15 protein-coding genes are annotated in these 16,172 nt (G+C 54.7%); 5 read left to right on the top strand and 10 right to left on the bottom strand.

All coding sequences use genetic code 11. The features are described 5' to 3' along the window. Window positions 1-97 precede the first annotated feature (97 nt). From ELY38_RS05090 to ELY38_RS05100, 3 genes are all read right to left on the bottom strand, one after another. Window positions 98-1,402: a TRAP transporter large permease gene (locus ELY38_RS05090; RefSeq protein ID WP_127060415.1), complete on the bottom strand. Its 1,305-nt coding sequence runs from the start codon at window positions 1,400-1,402 to the stop codon at window positions 98-100. After that, window positions 1,392-1,871: a TRAP transporter small permease gene (locus tag ELY38_RS05095; RefSeq protein ID WP_126951104.1), complete on the bottom strand. Its 480-nt coding sequence runs from the start codon at window positions 1,869-1,871 to the stop codon at window positions 1,392-1,394. The genes ELY38_RS05090 and ELY38_RS05095 overlap by 11 nt, the downstream gene beginning before the upstream one ends. Window positions 1,872-1,938: 67 nt before the next feature. Then, a complete protein-coding gene (locus ELY38_RS05100) occupies window positions 1,939-2,949 on the bottom strand; it encodes a DctP family TRAP transporter solute-binding subunit (RefSeq protein WP_127060416.1) in 1,011 nt (336 codons plus the stop codon). Window positions 2,950-3,106: 157 nt separating this feature from the next. Between ELY38_RS05100 and ELY38_RS05105 the strand changes: the two genes are divergently transcribed. Then, on the top strand, window positions 3,107-3,967 hold the full coding sequence (locus ELY38_RS05105; protein ID WP_127060417.1) for a DMT family transporter: 861 nt from the start codon (window positions 3,107-3,109) through the stop codon (window positions 3,965-3,967). 6 nt (window positions 3,968-3,973) lie between these two features. Here the strand turns inward: ELY38_RS05105 and ELY38_RS05110 are convergent, their stop codons facing one another. The 5 genes from ELY38_RS05110 to ELY38_RS05130 form a co-directional block, all read right to left on the bottom strand. Then, the gene (locus tag ELY38_RS05110) at window positions 3,974-4,525 is read right to left on the bottom strand and encodes a DUF192 domain-containing protein (protein WP_127060418.1); all 552 of its coding nucleotides are present in this window, start codon (window positions 4,523-4,525) and stop codon (window positions 3,974-3,976) included. Between the two features lie 24 nt (window positions 4,526-4,549). Continuing rightward, window positions 4,550-6,010 (bottom strand): pyruvate kinase, encoded by a 1,461-nt coding sequence (pyk, locus tag ELY38_RS05115; protein WP_127060419.1) that lies wholly within the window; start codon window positions 6,008-6,010, stop codon window positions 4,550-4,552. A gap of 95 nt (window positions 6,011-6,105) precedes the next feature. Then, complete coding sequence (locus tag ELY38_RS05120; protein WP_127060420.1) at window positions 6,106-6,597, bottom strand: ureidoglycolate lyase; 492 nt, start codon at window positions 6,595-6,597, stop codon at window positions 6,106-6,108. Window positions 6,598-6,649: 52 nt separating this feature from the next. Further along, window positions 6,650-7,483 (bottom strand): bifunctional allantoicase/(S)-ureidoglycine aminohydrolase, encoded by an 834-nt coding sequence (locus tag ELY38_RS05125; RefSeq protein ID WP_127060421.1) that lies wholly within the window; start codon window positions 7,481-7,483, stop codon window positions 6,650-6,652. A gap of 316 nt (window positions 7,484-7,799) precedes the next feature. Further along, on the bottom strand, window positions 7,800-8,660 hold the full coding sequence (locus ELY38_RS05130; RefSeq protein WP_127060422.1) for a MurR/RpiR family transcriptional regulator: 861 nt from the start codon (window positions 8,658-8,660) through the stop codon (window positions 7,800-7,802). 218 nt (window positions 8,661-8,878) lie between these two features. On the opposite strand from ELY38_RS05130, the gene ELY38_RS05135 reads away from it, so the two are divergent. Continuing rightward, window positions 8,879-10,327, top strand: coding sequence for a YfcC family protein (locus tag ELY38_RS05135; RefSeq protein ID WP_127060423.1), 1,449 nt, complete (start codon window positions 8,879-8,881; stop codon window positions 10,325-10,327). Window positions 10,328-10,389: 62 nt separating this feature from the next. Here the strand turns inward: ELY38_RS05135 and puuE are convergent, their stop codons facing one another. Next, a complete protein-coding gene (gene puuE, locus ELY38_RS05140) occupies window positions 10,390-11,325 on the bottom strand; it encodes an allantoinase PuuE (RefSeq protein WP_127060424.1) in 936 nt (311 codons plus the stop codon). Window positions 11,326-11,599: 274 nt separating this feature from the next. Here puuE and ELY38_RS05145 point away from each other — a divergent pair, with 274 nt between their 5' ends. The 3 genes from ELY38_RS05145 to ELY38_RS05155 all read left to right on the top strand — a co-directional run bounded on the left by ELY38_RS05145 (window position 11,600) and on the right by ELY38_RS05155 (window position 15,375). Next, window positions 11,600-12,352, top strand: coding sequence for an aspartate/glutamate racemase family protein (locus ELY38_RS05145; RefSeq protein WP_127060425.1), 753 nt, complete (start codon window positions 11,600-11,602; stop codon window positions 12,350-12,352). A 148-nt stretch (window positions 12,353-12,500) separates the two neighbouring features. Further along, complete coding sequence (locus tag ELY38_RS05150) at window positions 12,501-13,871, top strand: NCS1 family transporter (protein ID WP_127060426.1); 1,371 nt, start codon at window positions 12,501-12,503, stop codon at window positions 13,869-13,871. A gap of 55 nt (window positions 13,872-13,926) precedes the next feature. Beyond that, window positions 13,927-15,375 carry an NCS1 family nucleobase:cation symporter-1 gene (locus ELY38_RS05155; RefSeq protein WP_127060427.1) on the top strand — a complete coding sequence of 483 codons (1,449 nt, stop codon included), beginning with the start codon at window positions 13,927-13,929 and terminating at the stop codon, window positions 15,373-15,375. Window positions 15,376-15,413: 38 nt separating this feature from the next. Here ELY38_RS05155 and ELY38_RS05160 read toward each other — a convergent pair whose 3' ends face one another. Beyond that, window positions 15,414-16,163 carry a GntR family transcriptional regulator gene (locus ELY38_RS05160; RefSeq protein ID WP_127060428.1) on the bottom strand — a complete coding sequence of 250 codons (750 nt, stop codon included), beginning with the start codon at window positions 16,161-16,163 and terminating at the stop codon, window positions 15,414-15,416. Between the last annotated feature and the right edge of the window lie 9 nt (window positions 16,164-16,172).

Raw genomic sequence — 16,172 nt, forward strand, 5'->3', positions numbered from 1 at the left:
AGTCACCGTTAATGGCTATGCAAATTTTGCATGGGCCGTTATTAGAAAAGCACTAGACGATCTATCTTATATTAGCTTCATTTAACTTTTTTACTACTTACACGTTGTACCCCAGCAGGCGCGGAAGCCAAAGCGCAATCGCAGGAAATATGGCTACCAGGGCAAGCGCACAGCCCATAGCAAACACAAATACCAGTGCCCAACCTAGCGTGTGCTCAAGACGAATTTTGGCGACTTCCGTAGTGACCATTAAATTTACCGCAACCGGCGGAGTAAACTGACCGATTGCGATGTTCATCGCCAGCAAGATCCCAAACCAGACCGGATTCCATTCAAAATGCTGCATCACTGGAATCAAAATAGGCATCATAATTAGATAGATGGAAATCGCATCCAGCAACATGCCCGCAACCAGCACCGCCAACATTACCAGGACCAGCAGTAAAACCCCGTTATCCGTCAGTCCAATGATCCATTCAGCCAAATGACGGAAGGTACCCAGCATGGTACCTGCCCAAGCAAAAATGCCAGCCAGGGCAATGATTAGCATTACCACGCCCGAGATAATCGCGGCCTCGCCCAAAAGCTCCCATAAATCGCGCAGAGAGAGTTCGCGCGTTAAAAAAATTCCCACCAGCGTGCCGTAAGCAACGGCCACTACCGCCGCTTCGGTAGGCGTGAATAACCCCGAGCGTAGCCCACCCAGAATCAAGATAGGTGCAAACAAGGCAGGCAATGCCTCTTTAAACGTGGCGCGTACGCTTAGCCGCTCGGTTTCTGCTGTAGGTGCTCCCCCTTCCCAGCCGTTGAGTTTGGCAAGAATCAGTGCTGGTACTAACAGCGACATTCCGGCCAAAATGCCTGGAAACAGGCCAGCGGCAAACAGCGCGCGCAGATCAACACCCGGCACTACAATGGAGTACAGGATCAGCGCTACCGAAGGTGGAATCAGGATGGCGGTTGACGCCGAAGCGGCGATCAGTGTGGCCGAAAACGGCTTGGGATAACCCGCCTTGGTCATACTCGGCAACATGACCATGGCAACGGCGGCAGCATCGGCAGGGCCTGATCCGCTCATGCCGCCCATAATCATGCATACCAGTACCGCCACCAGTGCCAGCCCCCCGTGGCGTGGGCCAATTAGCGCCTGAGCAAAGCGTACCAGGCGCAGCGCTACCCCAGAGCGCTCAAAAATCAGCCCGGTTAAAATAAACAGAGGAATCGCAATCAGGGGATATTTAGCAATACTGTTATAGGTATTGGTCCCAAGCGTTGCCAGCATATCCGGCGATAGCCCAAGCACGATGCCTACAGCCCCCGAAAGCGCCAGCGAAAAAGCAACCGGGACACCCGCAATCAGTAACCCGGCAAAGGCGAGAATCATCCATACATCAGGCGTCATCTGAAAGCTCCCCGGTTAACCGCGCGCGGGTTTGCTGGAGTAGCCGCCACAGCATGGCAAGGGTGAGCACCGGTAGCCAGACCAAATACCACCATTGTGGCAGACCGAGCCCCGGCGAGAGCGACTCCCACTGGTACTCCTGCCAAGCAAGCTTGCCCCCGTACCAGGTAATAAGTCCTAATACCGTGATGCCGCATAACGCCTGAAAGATGATCAAGGCCTGGCGAAAGCGTGGCGGTAGCGCCCGTTCTAAAAAGCCAATACGTATATGCCGATTGCGACGCAGTGCCACCGACGCACCGGCAAAGGTCAACACCACCAGCAAGAAGACCGAGAACTCTTCGGTAAACGAAAAAGAGCCACCGGTGATATAGCGTGTTACTACGTTCCCCAAGCTAATCAGCGATATCACAATAAGCGCAATCGCGCCTATCCAGCGCTCAGGGCGCGCGTCAGGAAAGCCTTTCATAAAAGCCTCATCACAACCAAGTCTACCGGCCGCAATGGGCCGGTAGCGAGTACATCAAAAGAAGCGGTTAACGTCCGTCAATAGCCGTCTGGGCAGCCTCAACCAGCGATTCTCCAATGCGCGGAGCCCACTTTTCGTAAACTGACTGGGTGGCATCCACAAACGCCTGGTACTGCTCATCGGTAAGCTCGGTCACCGTTACGCCACGCTCTTGAATAGCGGCCAGACGCTCGCTTTCCTGCTCACGGGTCATGGCCGTTTCCCACTCACCCGCTTCAAGCGCCGTTTCGCGTAAAAGTGTTTGCTGCTCTTTGCTTAGCGTCTGCCAGACTTGCTGGTTCACCGCAAAAATCAGCGGGTCGTTCATGTAGTTCCAGAGCGTCAGGTGCTCCTGCCCCACCTGGTCAATACGCGCCACATCAAATACCGACAGTGGATTTTCCTGTCCATCTACGGCGCCAGTGGTAAGCGCTGGCTGGGCATCGGTCCAGCTCATTTGCGTAGGATCAGCGCCGAGTGCATTAAAGGTATCCTGGAACAGCGGCGACCCCACCACACGGATCTTCAAACCGTCCAGATCATCGGGCTCGGCGATAGGTCCGCGCGAGTTGGATACCTGTCGAAAACCGTTTTCTCCCCAGGCAAGCGGAATCACGCCACGTGATTCAATCGCCTCAAAGACCATCTCACCTGCCTCACCGCCTGTAACGGCGTCAACTGCGGTTTCGTCAGGAATAAAGAAGGGCAGCGAGAACAGGTTAAGTTCCGGCACCTGGGGCGACCAATTGATGGTTGAGCCGACAGCGGCGTCAATCAGCCCTGAGCGCATAGCGGAAAACTCGCGGGTCTGGTCGCCAGAGACCAGTTGGGAATTGGGGTAAACGCGCAGGGTTAATTCACCGCCGCTGCGTTCTTCGACCAGCTCGGCCCACTTTTCTGCCGCCTGCCCCCAAGGGAAGGCATCGGACAAAACAGTCGAGACAGAAAGCTCGCGCGCCTGAGCAGAAAAAGCAAGCGTCAGCAGCGCCGCTCCGGTAAGGCCCTTGGTTACATAAGCCATATGGCGTGTCAGCGTCATTGTGGTTCCTTTTTTATCGATTTTTATGGGGGTATAAGCAGCCTCTGCGTGCTGCCGGGCGCGATGCCCAGCCCTATTGTAGGCACTTAGAAGGCGAAGGGAAGATGCCTTTGCTGATATGCTATGAAAGACCTTTCCATATTGACCGGATAACGCCATGCCGTTACGTGATCTACTGCTTGGCCTGCTGGTAATTACCATCTGGGCATTAAATGTTATTGTTATTAAAGTCGGTGTTGCAGAATTACCGCCGCTGCTTATGACAACCCTTCGTTTTATACTGGTGTCGTCCATCCTTGTACCTTTCTATCGAGTCACTCGCGCTCAGCTGCCGTTTTTATTATTGCTTTCACTAACCTTTGGCACACTGCATTTCGCGCTACTGTTTATCGGTTTGGAGCAATCAGAAGCAGGCACCGGAGCACTGCTGGTACAGATGGGAACGCCCTTCGCCACGCTCTTAGCGGTAATATTTCTCAAGGAGAAGCTGGGACCCAAGCGCTTGATCGGCCTGCTGCTTTCATTTGCAGGCGTCATCGTGCTGGCAGGCGGTCCTACGCTGCCTTCACCGCTTCCGCTTTGCATCTTGCTGCTGAGTGCGTTTGGCTGGGCAGTGTCACAGCTATTGATCAAACGCGGCCCGGCGATTGCGCCGCTGGCGCTAGCTGGCTGGGTTGCGCTACTGGCGGTGCCTCAAGTAGCCATTGGCTCCTGGCTGTTTGAAAACGGGCAATGGCAGGCGATCAAGGAGGCGGGTTGGGCGGGTTGGGGGGCGGTTTTTTACACCGCCGTAATGTCATCGATTGTTGCCTACGGCATATGGTATGCCCTGCTGCGTCGTCATCCGGTTAACCGGGTAGTTCCAATGACGCTTCTGGTACCCGTGCTGGCCGTTGGCCTAGGCGCGCTGTTGATGGACGACAGTCTGGGTATCCATAAGCTGATGGGCGGCGGTCTAGTGGTGGCAGGTATCGGCTTGATCCTGATCCGTTTTCGCAAGCGCCGCCCAGCGCTTTAGGTTTTCCTATTGATCAATGGCCCGGCAGAAGCCTGCCTGGTCTGGAATTGAGACACAATCGCCCACCTTGATACCGCGTTCAGCGAAGTAGCCGCCATTCACTTCAAGGGCCGCCCAATAGGCAGCCCCTGCCGGGTAGGCGGGGCACTCGGTGGGCGTGCTGGACTCACAGGGCGGCATGGTATTAATGGCTACAATGCGCCCTTCTTGATCGATAAACGCGATATCCAGCGCGATTAATGTCCGGTACATCCAAAAGGCGTTTCCCGCAGGCTGCTCCTGCTCAAAGCGAAACAGCATGCCGCGGTTTTCAGGCAACGATTCGCGCCCCATCAACCCCTGCTGACGCTGCGCTGCAGTTTGGGCTACTTCAACTTCCAGGCGGTGCGGGCCGCTATCACTATGGATAGCCAGCGCCAGTAGTTCGCCGCCCTCGGCATCACTACGCTCATCAGTGTTATCTGCCCAGGCGAGCGCCCGCCAGAGCGTGCCGGGAAGGAGTCCCGCCAGCGGCAAACCTAGTGCCGCTTTCAGCACGAGACGACGAGTCGGGTTCATAAGACGCTTCCTTTAATCGGCCTGCTATTCGGCGATGGTCATGACTTTCATTGTATTGGTGCCACCATGGGCATTCATGTGATCACCCCGCGTAAGAATAACGTGATCGCCCGGCCCGGCAAGGCGGTGCTGCACCAGTAGTTCCAATGCCCGGTCGTTAAGCTCTGTCGCACTCATTTCAGAGGTATCAAAGGGAAGCGATACCACACCACGATAGAGCGCCATGCGCCGCTGGGCGATGGGGTTATGAGCAAGCCCGACGATAGGCAAGCCCGAGCGAATGCGCGAGGCAATCAGTGGCGTGTAGCCGGATGCGGTCATGCAGGCAATCGCAGCCACACCGGTCATATGGTTGGCGGCGTACATCGCGGAAAGCGCGATGGTTTCATCCGGACGAGTAAAGCCTTCATGAATCCGGTGGCCGGATTCCTGTGCCACCTTTTCACGCTCGGCGCCCAAGCAGATACGCGCCATGGCCTCCACGGTTTCCACAGGGTAATCGCCAGCGGCGGTTTCTGCTGAAAGCATGACGGCGTCACTGCTATCCAGAACGGCATTGGCGACATCAAATACTTCGGCGCGGGTAGGCAGCGGCGCCGAAATCATGCTTTCCATCATTTGTGTTGCGGTGATTACCGCGCGGTTGAGCGAGCGGGCACGTTTGATCATGCGCTTTTGCACGCCCACCAGTTTGGCATCGCCAATCTCGACACCCAGGTCACCACGGGCCACCATCACCGCTTCAGAGGCCTCGATAATACCGTCCAGCGTGGCTTCATCGGCAACGGCCTCGGCGCGCTCTACCTTGGCCACCAGGCCAATTTCCTTGCCTTCCTCACCCAGCAGACGGCGCGCTTCAAGCATATCGTCGGCATGTCGCGGGAAGGAGATCGCCAGATAATCAACGCCAATCTCGACGGCGGTTTTTAAATCTTCCTTATCTTTTTCAGTGAGCGCGGGAGCCGACAAGCCGCCGCCCTGCTTGTTGATGCCCTTGTGGTTGGAGAGTTTGCCTCCCACTACCACTTGGGTATGCACCTGCTGACCTTCCACGCGGGTTACATCCAGCACGACGCGGCCATCATCCAGCAACAAGCGGTCGCCAGCGCCCACATCCTGGGCAAGCGTTTTGTAATCACAGCCCACTTGATTAACATCACCCGCATCGCGGTCCAGCTCCATATCCAGCACAAATGGCTGGCCTTCTTTCAGAATAACCGCGCCATCTTTAAACCGGGCAATGCGGATTTTGGGGCCTTGAAGGTCGCCCAGGGCGGCTACGCTACGCCCCAGCTTGGCGGCTATTTCACGCACTTCCATCAGGCGACGTCGGTGGTCTTCCGGCGTGCCATGGGAGAAGTTCAAACGTACGACATCTACCCCCGCTTTCAGCATCGCCTCCAAAACGCCCTCACGGTCACTGGCGGGGCCTAGGGTGGCGACAATCTTGGTACGGCGAAGCGGGATATGCGTCTGTGCGTTCATAATTTTCCTAAACAGTTTTCCAAGCAACCATGAGGTGTGCCATTAGCTTAGCAGTATAAGACGACCAAGATGATAACCGTAAGCGTGCGCACAAGTTATTCGCTCAACGTCACCGTGATGTCCAGCGGATACTCCTCGCAGTTGTTGCCCTCACCGCCGCGATCTACCACTATGAATTCACCTTCACGCGCAAGCACTGACTGAATGGCATGCCAGGTACCGGCGCGATAGTTCACGCCCTGGCGGCCGTCGGTTACAAAAGCGCGCACGTCTTGGGGGTTGATTGCCTCACCGGGCGGCGCGACCACCACAATAAAGCGCTCCTGATTCAGCGGCATGAACGCTTGGCTGCCCAGAGGGTGACGCTCCAGGAACGTGAGTTTCAGCGGCAGTGAAACAGGCTGGCTGACAAAGATATTAATCAGCGTATGGCCGTTCTCGCCGAGGGTTTCTACCTTGGCGAGGTCGTGATGGCGCTGGGTACGCCCGGCATTGATAGAAAACGATGGGGATGTTCGCGCATCCAGCACCTCGCCGAAAGACGCAAAGGCGTCCGGCGTTAGCGGCTTGGCAGTCAACTCAAGCATTCTCAGCTCCTGACCTATAAGCGTTGTTGTAGTAACAGCGTAATCGCCAGTATCAAAGTTTAAGGGCCGCGTGCCGGTTAACGTCTTTATAAAGTAAATAACGGAATGGTCCCGGACCGCCGGCATAGCATGCCTGGGGGCAGAAGGCGCGCAGCCACATGAAATCGCCCGCCTCGACCTCTACCCACTGCTGATTGAGGTGATACACCGCCTTGCCTTCCAGTACGTACAGGCCGTGTTCCATTACATGAGTTTCATCAAACGGAATCACGCCGCCCGGTTGGAACGTAACAATATTAACGTGCATATCGTGGCGCACATCGGCAGGGTCGACAAACCGAGTGGTCGCCCAGCGGCCTTCGGTACCCGGCATTTCAATCGGTGCAATGTCCTGCTCGTTGGTGACAAACGCCTCAGGCACATCCAGCCCCTCGACAAACTCATAGGCCTTGCGCACCCAGTGAAAGCGCACCGGAGCATCAGATTCGTTGCGCACCTGCCAATCACTGCCAGGCGGAATAAACGCATATCCCCCTGGTTGCAGAGTGTGGCACTCACCCGCCAAGGTAAGCGCTAACTCGCCCTCTACGACAAACAGTACGCCCTCGGCTTTAGGGTCTAGCTCAGGTTTATCGCTACCGCCTTGCGGGGCGACTTCCATGATGTACTGAGAAAAGGTCTCGGCAAAGCCCGACAGCGGACGAGCTAATACCCAAAGGCGGGTGCCTTCCCAAAACGGCAGGTTGCTCGTCACGATATCGCGCATCACGCCTTTGGGAATCAGCGCATACGCTTCGGTAAATACCGCCCGGTCAGCGGTTAGTTGAGTCTGCGGCGGATGCCCACCAGTGGGCGCGTAGTAATTGGGTAGATTGTTTGTTGGCATTGTTTTCCTCGTCATTATTGCTTGCTGTCACCATTCACGCATGATCACGGCATTTTTAATTAAGTAAATCAGATAATTGGTAGTTATTAAAACCCTTAACATTGCTCGAAGTTTTCACGCCGCTTTTGGTTTATATCGCCGCGTGCTTTGCGCGGTTATTAGGCAGTCTTGAGAACAATGCGCTTGTGAAACACTAATCCCAATAGTAACGTCTATAGAAACCTTCGTTTCAGAAATCTAACAAAATAGACGAGAAATGGCACCCGATATTGCTTTAAGAAGAACAGCTACATGGCACGAGTCGTATTATTTAACGCTAGCTAAGCTCAAGCTCGTCAAGTTCCTGATAAAGCTCGCTGATGGCGTGGATACGCGCTCTTCCCTCAGCAAGCCGCTGATGCAGCAGGCTGTTCGAGAGCAGGCTGATCAAACTCATGGCGCTGGCATAACTGTCGAAGGCCGAAACGCTGTCCAGAGGGCATTCAAGCCACCAGTCTACGTGGCACGTATAGCTTTTTACGGTTGCGTCGCCAAACAGCAATACGCGGCACTCTTTCGCGGTAAGCGTTTTCAGCAGCGTATTAAAAAAAGCGGGCCGCCGTCGAAAACCGAACACCACTACCACATCATTTTTACCCAGCGAGACCAATTCCTCAGCCAGGCTTTGATTGGGCTGAGGTGCCAGGCTGACATTGTCACGCGCCTGCACCAGTTGCTGTCGAAAATGCACGGCGAGAGGGTAACTGTTACGAAATCCGATCAGCACGATACGGTTTGCGTGATCAAGCGCGTTGATCACTGCTTCAAAACTCGCCGGGTCAACGTTGGCAAACGTCTGCCGCAAATTATCGTGCTCTCGCACCAGGTGACGTTTAAAGCGCTCTTCATCAGGCCGCTCGCTGCCTGTTACCAAGGGCACGCCCATGCTACGCAATTGCCTGGCATGCTGCTTGACCACTTGAAAGCTTTCAAAGCCCAGTTTTTTAAACAGACGGCTGACAGTGGATTTGGACACTCCGGTCAAACGGGCCAGATCAGCCGCACTAAAGGTCGCCAGGTCATCAAAATGATCCAGGATAAAGGTGGCTACACGCTGCTCCTGGGTACTCAGTTCAACAAATTGCGTGGCAATTCGCTGGCCAATATGCGGTATCGAAGAGGAGGACTGCTTACCCAAGAAAAGCTCCTTTAGTGCCAGCTGGACACAGTAATGAACAACCACCCTAAAAATAAACGGGCATTAAGACTAATCAACATAGCGCGCTCTGTATTCGTCTAGTGAATATCCCTAAAAGGCAGGGGATTACACTATTCAACACCGCCCTCGAAACTGCATTCAGGCTAGGCCGCCAAAACGCTTACATAACGATAACGCCCACCAATGCGAGGCATTTCATGTCACACAGGACTCAGCACTCTACATCGCCATCTTCAAAAAACATCAAACGTGGATGGTGTAGAGTTCCCGATATCTACGTCGTTTTATTTATCTTTATTGCCATTGCCGCCATCGCGACACACTTTGTACCGGCGGGCCAGTTTGAGCGAGTACCCGGCCCGGCAGGGCGAATAACCATCGATCCCACTTCCTTTCAATTTGTAGATGCTACCCCCGCTGGCTTTACCGACTTCATGCTGGCCATTCCCAACGGGCTTATCAGCGCAGGCGAAGTGGTGTTCTTCACCTTTATGATCGGCGGCATGTTCATGGTGCTGCGCCGTACCGGCATCATTGAAATTGGCGTTGATAAACTGACGCGCCGCTTTGCCAACCAGAGCCTTCTGATGGTTCCTGTGCTGATGACGGTGTTTGCATTGATTGCCACTGTGATCGGAACTCAGGAGCTTGCGCTTGTCTATGTGCCGGTCATTCTGCCGTTGATGATTGCGCTGCGCTTTGACTCTGTTACCGCCGCGGCAGTGGCGCTGTGCGCCACCACCGCCGGGTTTGCAACCGGCCTTTTGAATCCGATCAATACCGGGCTTGCCCAGCAGTTATCAGGTTTGCCTTTGTATTCGGGGCTAGGGTTACGCGCGCTTGCCTTTATTGCCATTCTGGGCGCGGCAATTTTTTTCGTGATGCGCTACGCCCATAAAGTGCATCAGAACCCGGCCCTGAGCCTTATGCAAAACGATGAAGCCGAAGCCGACAAGCGCTCAAGCTATCAGCATAGCGTGAGCGAGTCAGCGCTGATGGCCAATACGCGACAAAAATTTGCCGCGGCGGCAACGTTCATTTTCTTCGCCGTGCTGGTTTACGGCGTGCTGCGCCAGGGCTGGTTCATGCTCGAAATGGCCGGCCTGTTTATCATTATGGGCGTCGTCGTCGGGCTGATTGCAGGCCTCACTACGGATGACATCTGTGAAGGCTTTAATAAAGGCTTTCGCGATGTACTGGTAGGCGCCATGATTGCAGGCGTTGCCCGAGGCGTTGCCGTGATTCTTGAGCAGGGCCAGATCATGGATACGCTGGTTTATGGCCTGGGTAACCTGGTGGGTGAATTGCCCACCATCCTTTCAGCCATTGGCATGTACTTTGCCCAACTGCTGTTTAACTTTGTCATTCCTTCTGGCAGTGGCCAAGCGCTCGTTACCATGCCGATTATGGCGCCGTTGTCCGATATTATCGGCGTTACCCGCCAAACCGCCGTTCTGGCATTTCAGCTGGGCGACGGCATGGGCAATATTCTTTACCCCACCTCGGGATACTTTATGGCGACCCTGGCGCTGGCTGGCGTTTCGTGGCAGAAATGGGTCAAGTTCTTTTTCCCCCTGTTCTGCGTTTGGGTATTGATTGCACTAGGTTTTCTAATGTTTGCCCAGGCCGTGCAGTGGGTAGGCTAACGTGCATGTCATGTTGACGTCCCCTCTTCTTGAATTTTGAAAGACAGGGGACGTCATGAATATCAAACGGGAGCCGGGTGATGCTTGGCCCAGTGACGGGCGATATCGACCCGGCGTGTGACCCACACCCGGTCGTGCGCTTCGATATGATCCAGAAAGCGCTGCAAAGCCCTAAAGCGCCCAGGGCGACCCAGAAGGCGGCAATGCATGCCTACTGAGAGCATTTTGGGCGCATCCTCACCTTCAGCATACAGCACGTCAAAGGCGTCGCGCAGATAGGTAAAGAAGTGGTCTGCGGTATTGAAGCCCTGCGGCGCGGCAAAGCGCATATCGTTGCTGTCCAGCGTATAGGGCACAATAAGATGCGGGTGCTCGCTGCCCTGGCTGTCGGTTACCTGGGTCCAGAACGGCAGGTCATCGCCGTAATAGTCGCTGTCATATAAAAAGCCGCCCTCATCCAGAAGTAGCCGCCGCGTATTGGGGCTATCGCGCCCGGTATACCAGCCGTCCGGCTTTTCACCATAAAGCTGCTGGAAAATCTCCACGGCTTTTTGCAAGTGTTCACGCTCGATGTGCTCGGGCACTTCCTGATAATGGATCCAACGATAGCCGTGGCAGGCAATTTCATGCCCTAACTCTTTGAACGCTTGGGCGACCTCAGGGTTTCTTTCCAGGGCCATGGCAACACCAAAGACGGTTAACGGCAGCCCGCGCCGCTCGAACTCACGCAGGATTCGCCATACTCCCGCCCGCGAGCCGTATTCATAGATGGATTCCATACTCAAATGGCGGTCCGGATAGGCGGCAGCACCAATGATTTCAGACAGGAACTGCTCGGAAGCGCTATCTCCATGTAGAACGCTATTCTCCCCGCCCTCTTCATAGTTGAGCACAAACTGGACGGCAATCCTGGCCTTGCCGGGCCAGTTGGCATGAGGCGGTGTACGCCCATAACCGATTAAATCGCGGGGATAGGAGGAACGATTCGTCAACGTCATGAAGCAGATCCTTACCGGTAATCGTTAAGCGTGGAAGCCCAAGAATGCCATCATTATTTGTATACAAAATAGCCACATTAATTCTTCACCGCAATACGCCCGTATACAGAAAATTCTGAAAAACTGTTTTTATAACCATCCAAGAGCGCAATATTGAACGATCGGTCAAGCTTATTAGGCTTTTTAATGAGCTTAAAGACCTTGCCCTTGGTGATAAACCAGCCTATTTTCGTATACAAGATATTTTATATTGTTTACCTGCGGATGCTTTATCGTGCATATACATATTATTAATCCGAATACGACGGCATCGATGACCCATGCTATTCATCAAGCCGCTGAACTCTACACCTCAACGGGCACTCGGGTAAGCGCATCCCAGCCTGAGGCAGGCCCTGTTTCCATCGAGAGCCATTACGATGAAGTGATCAGCGCTGTCGGGGTAGCTGAAGAGGTATTAAAGGGCGAACATAAAGGCAACATTGATGCCTACATTGTGGCCTGTTTTGGCGACCCAGGACTGCTGGCCGCCCGTGAGCTGACCCGCGCCCCGGTTATCGGTATCGCTGAAGCGGCTTTTCATATGGCAACGCTGATCAGCACGCGCTTTTCTATTGTAACCACCCTAAGCCGCACTGGGATCATCGCCGAGCATCTACTGGAACAGTACGGCTTTCGTCATCACTGCCGGCGCATCCGTGCTGCTGAAATCCCGGTACTGGATCTTGAACATCATCCCGACGCTGCCTTTAAACGCATTGTAGAAGAGTGCTGCCGTGCCAGGGATGAAGATGATATTGGTGCCATTGTCCTGGGGTGTGGCGGCATGGCCAACCTTACCCAGGAAATTAGCCAAGAAGTGGGCATTCCGGTGGTCGAGGGCGTCAGTGCCGCCTTGAAGTTGGCCGAGTCGCTGGTCAGCCTGGGGCTGCATACCAGTAAACATGGCGATCTTGCCTATCCGCGCCCTAAAAGGTTCACGGGTAAGTTTGCCGCCCTTTCGGACCTTCGGTTACCGCTCAAATAGCCATGTGATCAGAAGATCCTAAACGTTCTACATATTTCATCGAACGAGCATTAGAACCAGAACGTCCAGTAGCACGCCATGCCGCAAGCGTCTTTCAGGCCAACGCCTGGGATACCAACAATACTCATAATCTTGCGAGGACGACATCATGAGCATTTCAACCGCTGCTCTTGCGTCAGAAGACTCATCTACAGCGAATGGCGCTGTAGGGACCAAAGCACTGGGGGCCGAAAGCCTGGCACCGCAACACACCCGCATCATGGGCCGAGGCTCCTACTTTTTAGCCTGGTTTGGCGGCTGTGTGTCGATTGGCACCTTTGCCATGGGCTCAAGCGTTGTGGGTACACTCAACCTTCTACAGGCCACGCTGGCTATCGCGATTGGCTGCTTCGTGATTGGTGTCGCTCTGGCGATTAACGGCGCCGCTGGCTACAAATACGGTATTCCGTTCATGGTACAAGCGCGCAGTGCTTTTGGGTTTACCGGCACTCGAATACCCGGTCTGGTTCGGGCAGTACCCGCGGTGGTGTGGTACGGCTTTCAAAGCTGGATCGGCGCCGGGGCGCTCAACATGGTATCGGCCACCCTGTTCGGCTTTGATAATCTGGTGTTCTACTTTATTACCTTCCAGTTCCTGCAGATTGGCCTGTCCGTCATGGGCTTTCAGGGCATCAAATGGCTGGAAAACATTGGCAGTGCCTTTATTCTGGGCTCACTGATGTATATGTTCTACGCCACGGTGCAGCGTTATGGCGATGAGCTATCCGCCAGTCTGCTGACTATGGAAGGCTCCTGGGGCATGCCGTTCTGGAGCGCGACCATGCTGTTTCTGGGCATTTACAGCACCATGATGCTCAACGTCAGCGACTACTCCCGCGAACATAAAAAGGGCACAGGTCAAGGGCTTCTCACCACTATTTATGCGATGTCGATTCTGCCCTGCACGCTGTTCATGGGCCTGATCGGCTATATGGTGTCGGAGGCAACAGGCACTGCCGACCCTATTCAGGTATTTGCCAACGCGGTGGATAACACACCACTTTTGATGATCACCCTGCTGTTCATTGCTTTCGCCCAGGTGACCACCAACGTGCTCAATAACGTGGTACCGCCCACTTATGTGTTGATGGACGTATTCAAAATCAAGTTTCCGGTCGCCACTGTCATCGTGGGCCTGCTCGCCTTTGCTACCTTCCCCTGGAAGCTGGTTCAGCCTGAATCGGCTGCCGGCTTACAGTTTTTCGTGCAAACCTACTCGGCATTTCTTGGCCCTATCTTTGCTATTCTGGCAGTCGACTACTATATCGTTCGCCGCCGCACGTTAGACATAGGCAAGCTGTATGACGCGAACGGCCCCTACCAGGGCGTCAATATGGCCGCCCTGATCGCCACTGCCGTGGGCATTGCCGCCGCACTCACCTTCTCATCGGTTTCCTGGTATGCCAGCCTGATTCCGGCCGGCATCACCTACTACTTGCTGATGAAGCACTGGGCGCCCTGCCAGCGCTTTGCCCAATAAGAATTTTACCAACCTCGATCCTCTACGACCCACAACATAAAAATGCGAGTTCGTAATGAAAGAGCGTGAAACTGTAAGCAGCCTGGATATAGGGCATATCGACCCGACGTTGTATAACGATGATCTGGCGCCGGTAAAACCTCAGGGTCGTAGCTGGGGCGCTTTTGAAATCTTCAATGTCTGGTCCAACGATATCCAGAGCTTGTTTGGCTATACCTTGGCGGCCTCGCTGTTTCTTTCCTACGGCCTTAACGGCTGGGCAGTAATGGCCGCAATTATTCTGGCCGGTGTGATCGTGATGTTCCTGGTCAATTTAACCGGCAAGCCCAGCGTGAAATACGGCATTCCTTTTCCCGTGATGGTGCGCGCAAGCCTGGGCGTTCGCGGTGCCAACTTCCCCGCCCTGCTCCGCGCGATCGTAGGCATCTTCTGGTATGGGGTGCAGACCTATTTCGCCTCCACCGCCGTCACGCTTTTAATCACTGCTCTGATCGGCGGGGGTAACGGCACTACCTACCTGGGGCTTTCGGGTGTGGCCTGGGTGTCTTTCGTGATCGTCTGGCTATTTCAGATTGCGATTTTTTGGCAGGGCATCGAGCGCATCAAGCACTTTCTGAACTGGGCAGGCCCGTTGGTTTACGCCGTCATGCTAGTACTGATGGTAATCGTCTGGGTTCAGGCGGGCGATGAGCTTTTACCGGCCGTTAGCTCAATTTTTAGCGGTGCTGGCGAGCGCAACGGCACCGCCATTGGAGCGTTTCTGGCAATTGTAGGCACCATGGTGGCTTACTTTGCCGCAGTAGTAATCAACTTTGGCGACTTTACCCGCTTTGTCAAAACCGAACGCCAGATGAAATTGGGTAACCTGCTGGGCCTGCCACTTAACGTGGCGTTCTTTTCCTTTATTGCGCTGATGATTACCGCGGGTACGCTGGTGCTGTTTGGCGAGGCGCTCACCAACCCGGCGGATATCGTCGAGCGCGTGGATTCTCTGCCGCTGACCATTGTGGCCGCGCTGACTTTCTTTGCCGCCACCGTCGGTATCAACCTGGTCGCCAACTTTATTCCGCCCGCCTATGATCTGGCCAATCTATTCCCCAGCAAGATCAGCTTCAAGATGGGAGGTCTGATCACCGCTGTCATTGCCTTCTTTGTCGGCGCCTTTTGGATATCGTTCATCAGCCAGATCGGCATCCCCGGCTTTGTAAATGCGCTAGGCGCCATCGTCGCCCCGTTTTACGGCATCATCGTGGTGGATTACTACCTGATCAAGCGTCAGCAGTTGGATATTCAGGCGCTGTTTTCCTCGAAACCGGGCAGCCTCTACTACTACACCAACGGCTGGAACACGCGTGCGCTAATCGCCTTTGGCATAGCGGCACTGTTCTCGCTTTCCACTGTACTAGTGCCTGCGCTATCGAGCCTAGGTGGCTACGGCTGGTTAATTGGAGCAGGCTTGGGTGGGCTAATTTACTATGGGTTGATGCGTCAAAAGGCGATTTGAACGTACTCCCGCATCATCCATTAAACCAAACGCCCGGCCTAATACCGGGTGTTTGGTTTAACTAGAGCGCCGCTATCCCCGAAAATATCCTGCAAGTCCGGTACGTTATCCTCTTCTTCGACCATGGAAAGCGAGGCTTCTATCGCTTTTAGGTGGCGGCTCATAAAGGATTTGGCACGCTCACCGTTTCCGGCTTCCAGATAGCCAATCAAGTCATCGTGGTCATGGGATTCGCAGCCTAAATGTCCCCGATGACCATAGACCGCCAAAATAAGTGAGGAGCGTGAGCAAAGCCTTTCGACAAATTCGGCAAGCGTGGCATTGCCAGAAAGCTGGGCTAGGCGCACGTGAAAATCTGCCGAGAGGCGAATGGCGATGCTCTGCTGGCCACTGCGTAGCGCCTGGCGCTCCTGGCGGGCCATCTCGCGCAGCTCGGCGGCTTCTTTCGCGCCTATTCGCCGGGCGACATCCGGCATCAGGCCGCATTCGATCAGCTGTCGGGCATCAAACACGTCCTTGGCTTCTTCCGCCGTTGGTCGGGTGACGCTCGCCCCCCGCCGAGGCGTCAAGGTTACCAGCTGCTCAAGCGCCAGACGCTGGAGAATTTTGCGTATCCCCGTGCGGCTGATATTAAAAACATCTGCCAAGGCGTCTTCACGCAGCCGGGCGCCGGGCTTTAAGCGCTGTTCGACAATCGCATCGCTTACCGCTCGATAAATTGTCTCATGGCGTTCCTCGCCCTCTTTTGCAGGGGCGCGCCGTTTTGCAGCCATCTGCACCTCACTCATCTGGCACTC

It is taken from the genome of Vreelandella nanhaiensis, from assembly GCF_003990185.1.
Lineage (GTDB): Bacteria > Pseudomonadota > Gammaproteobacteria > Pseudomonadales > Halomonadaceae > Vreelandella > Vreelandella nanhaiensis.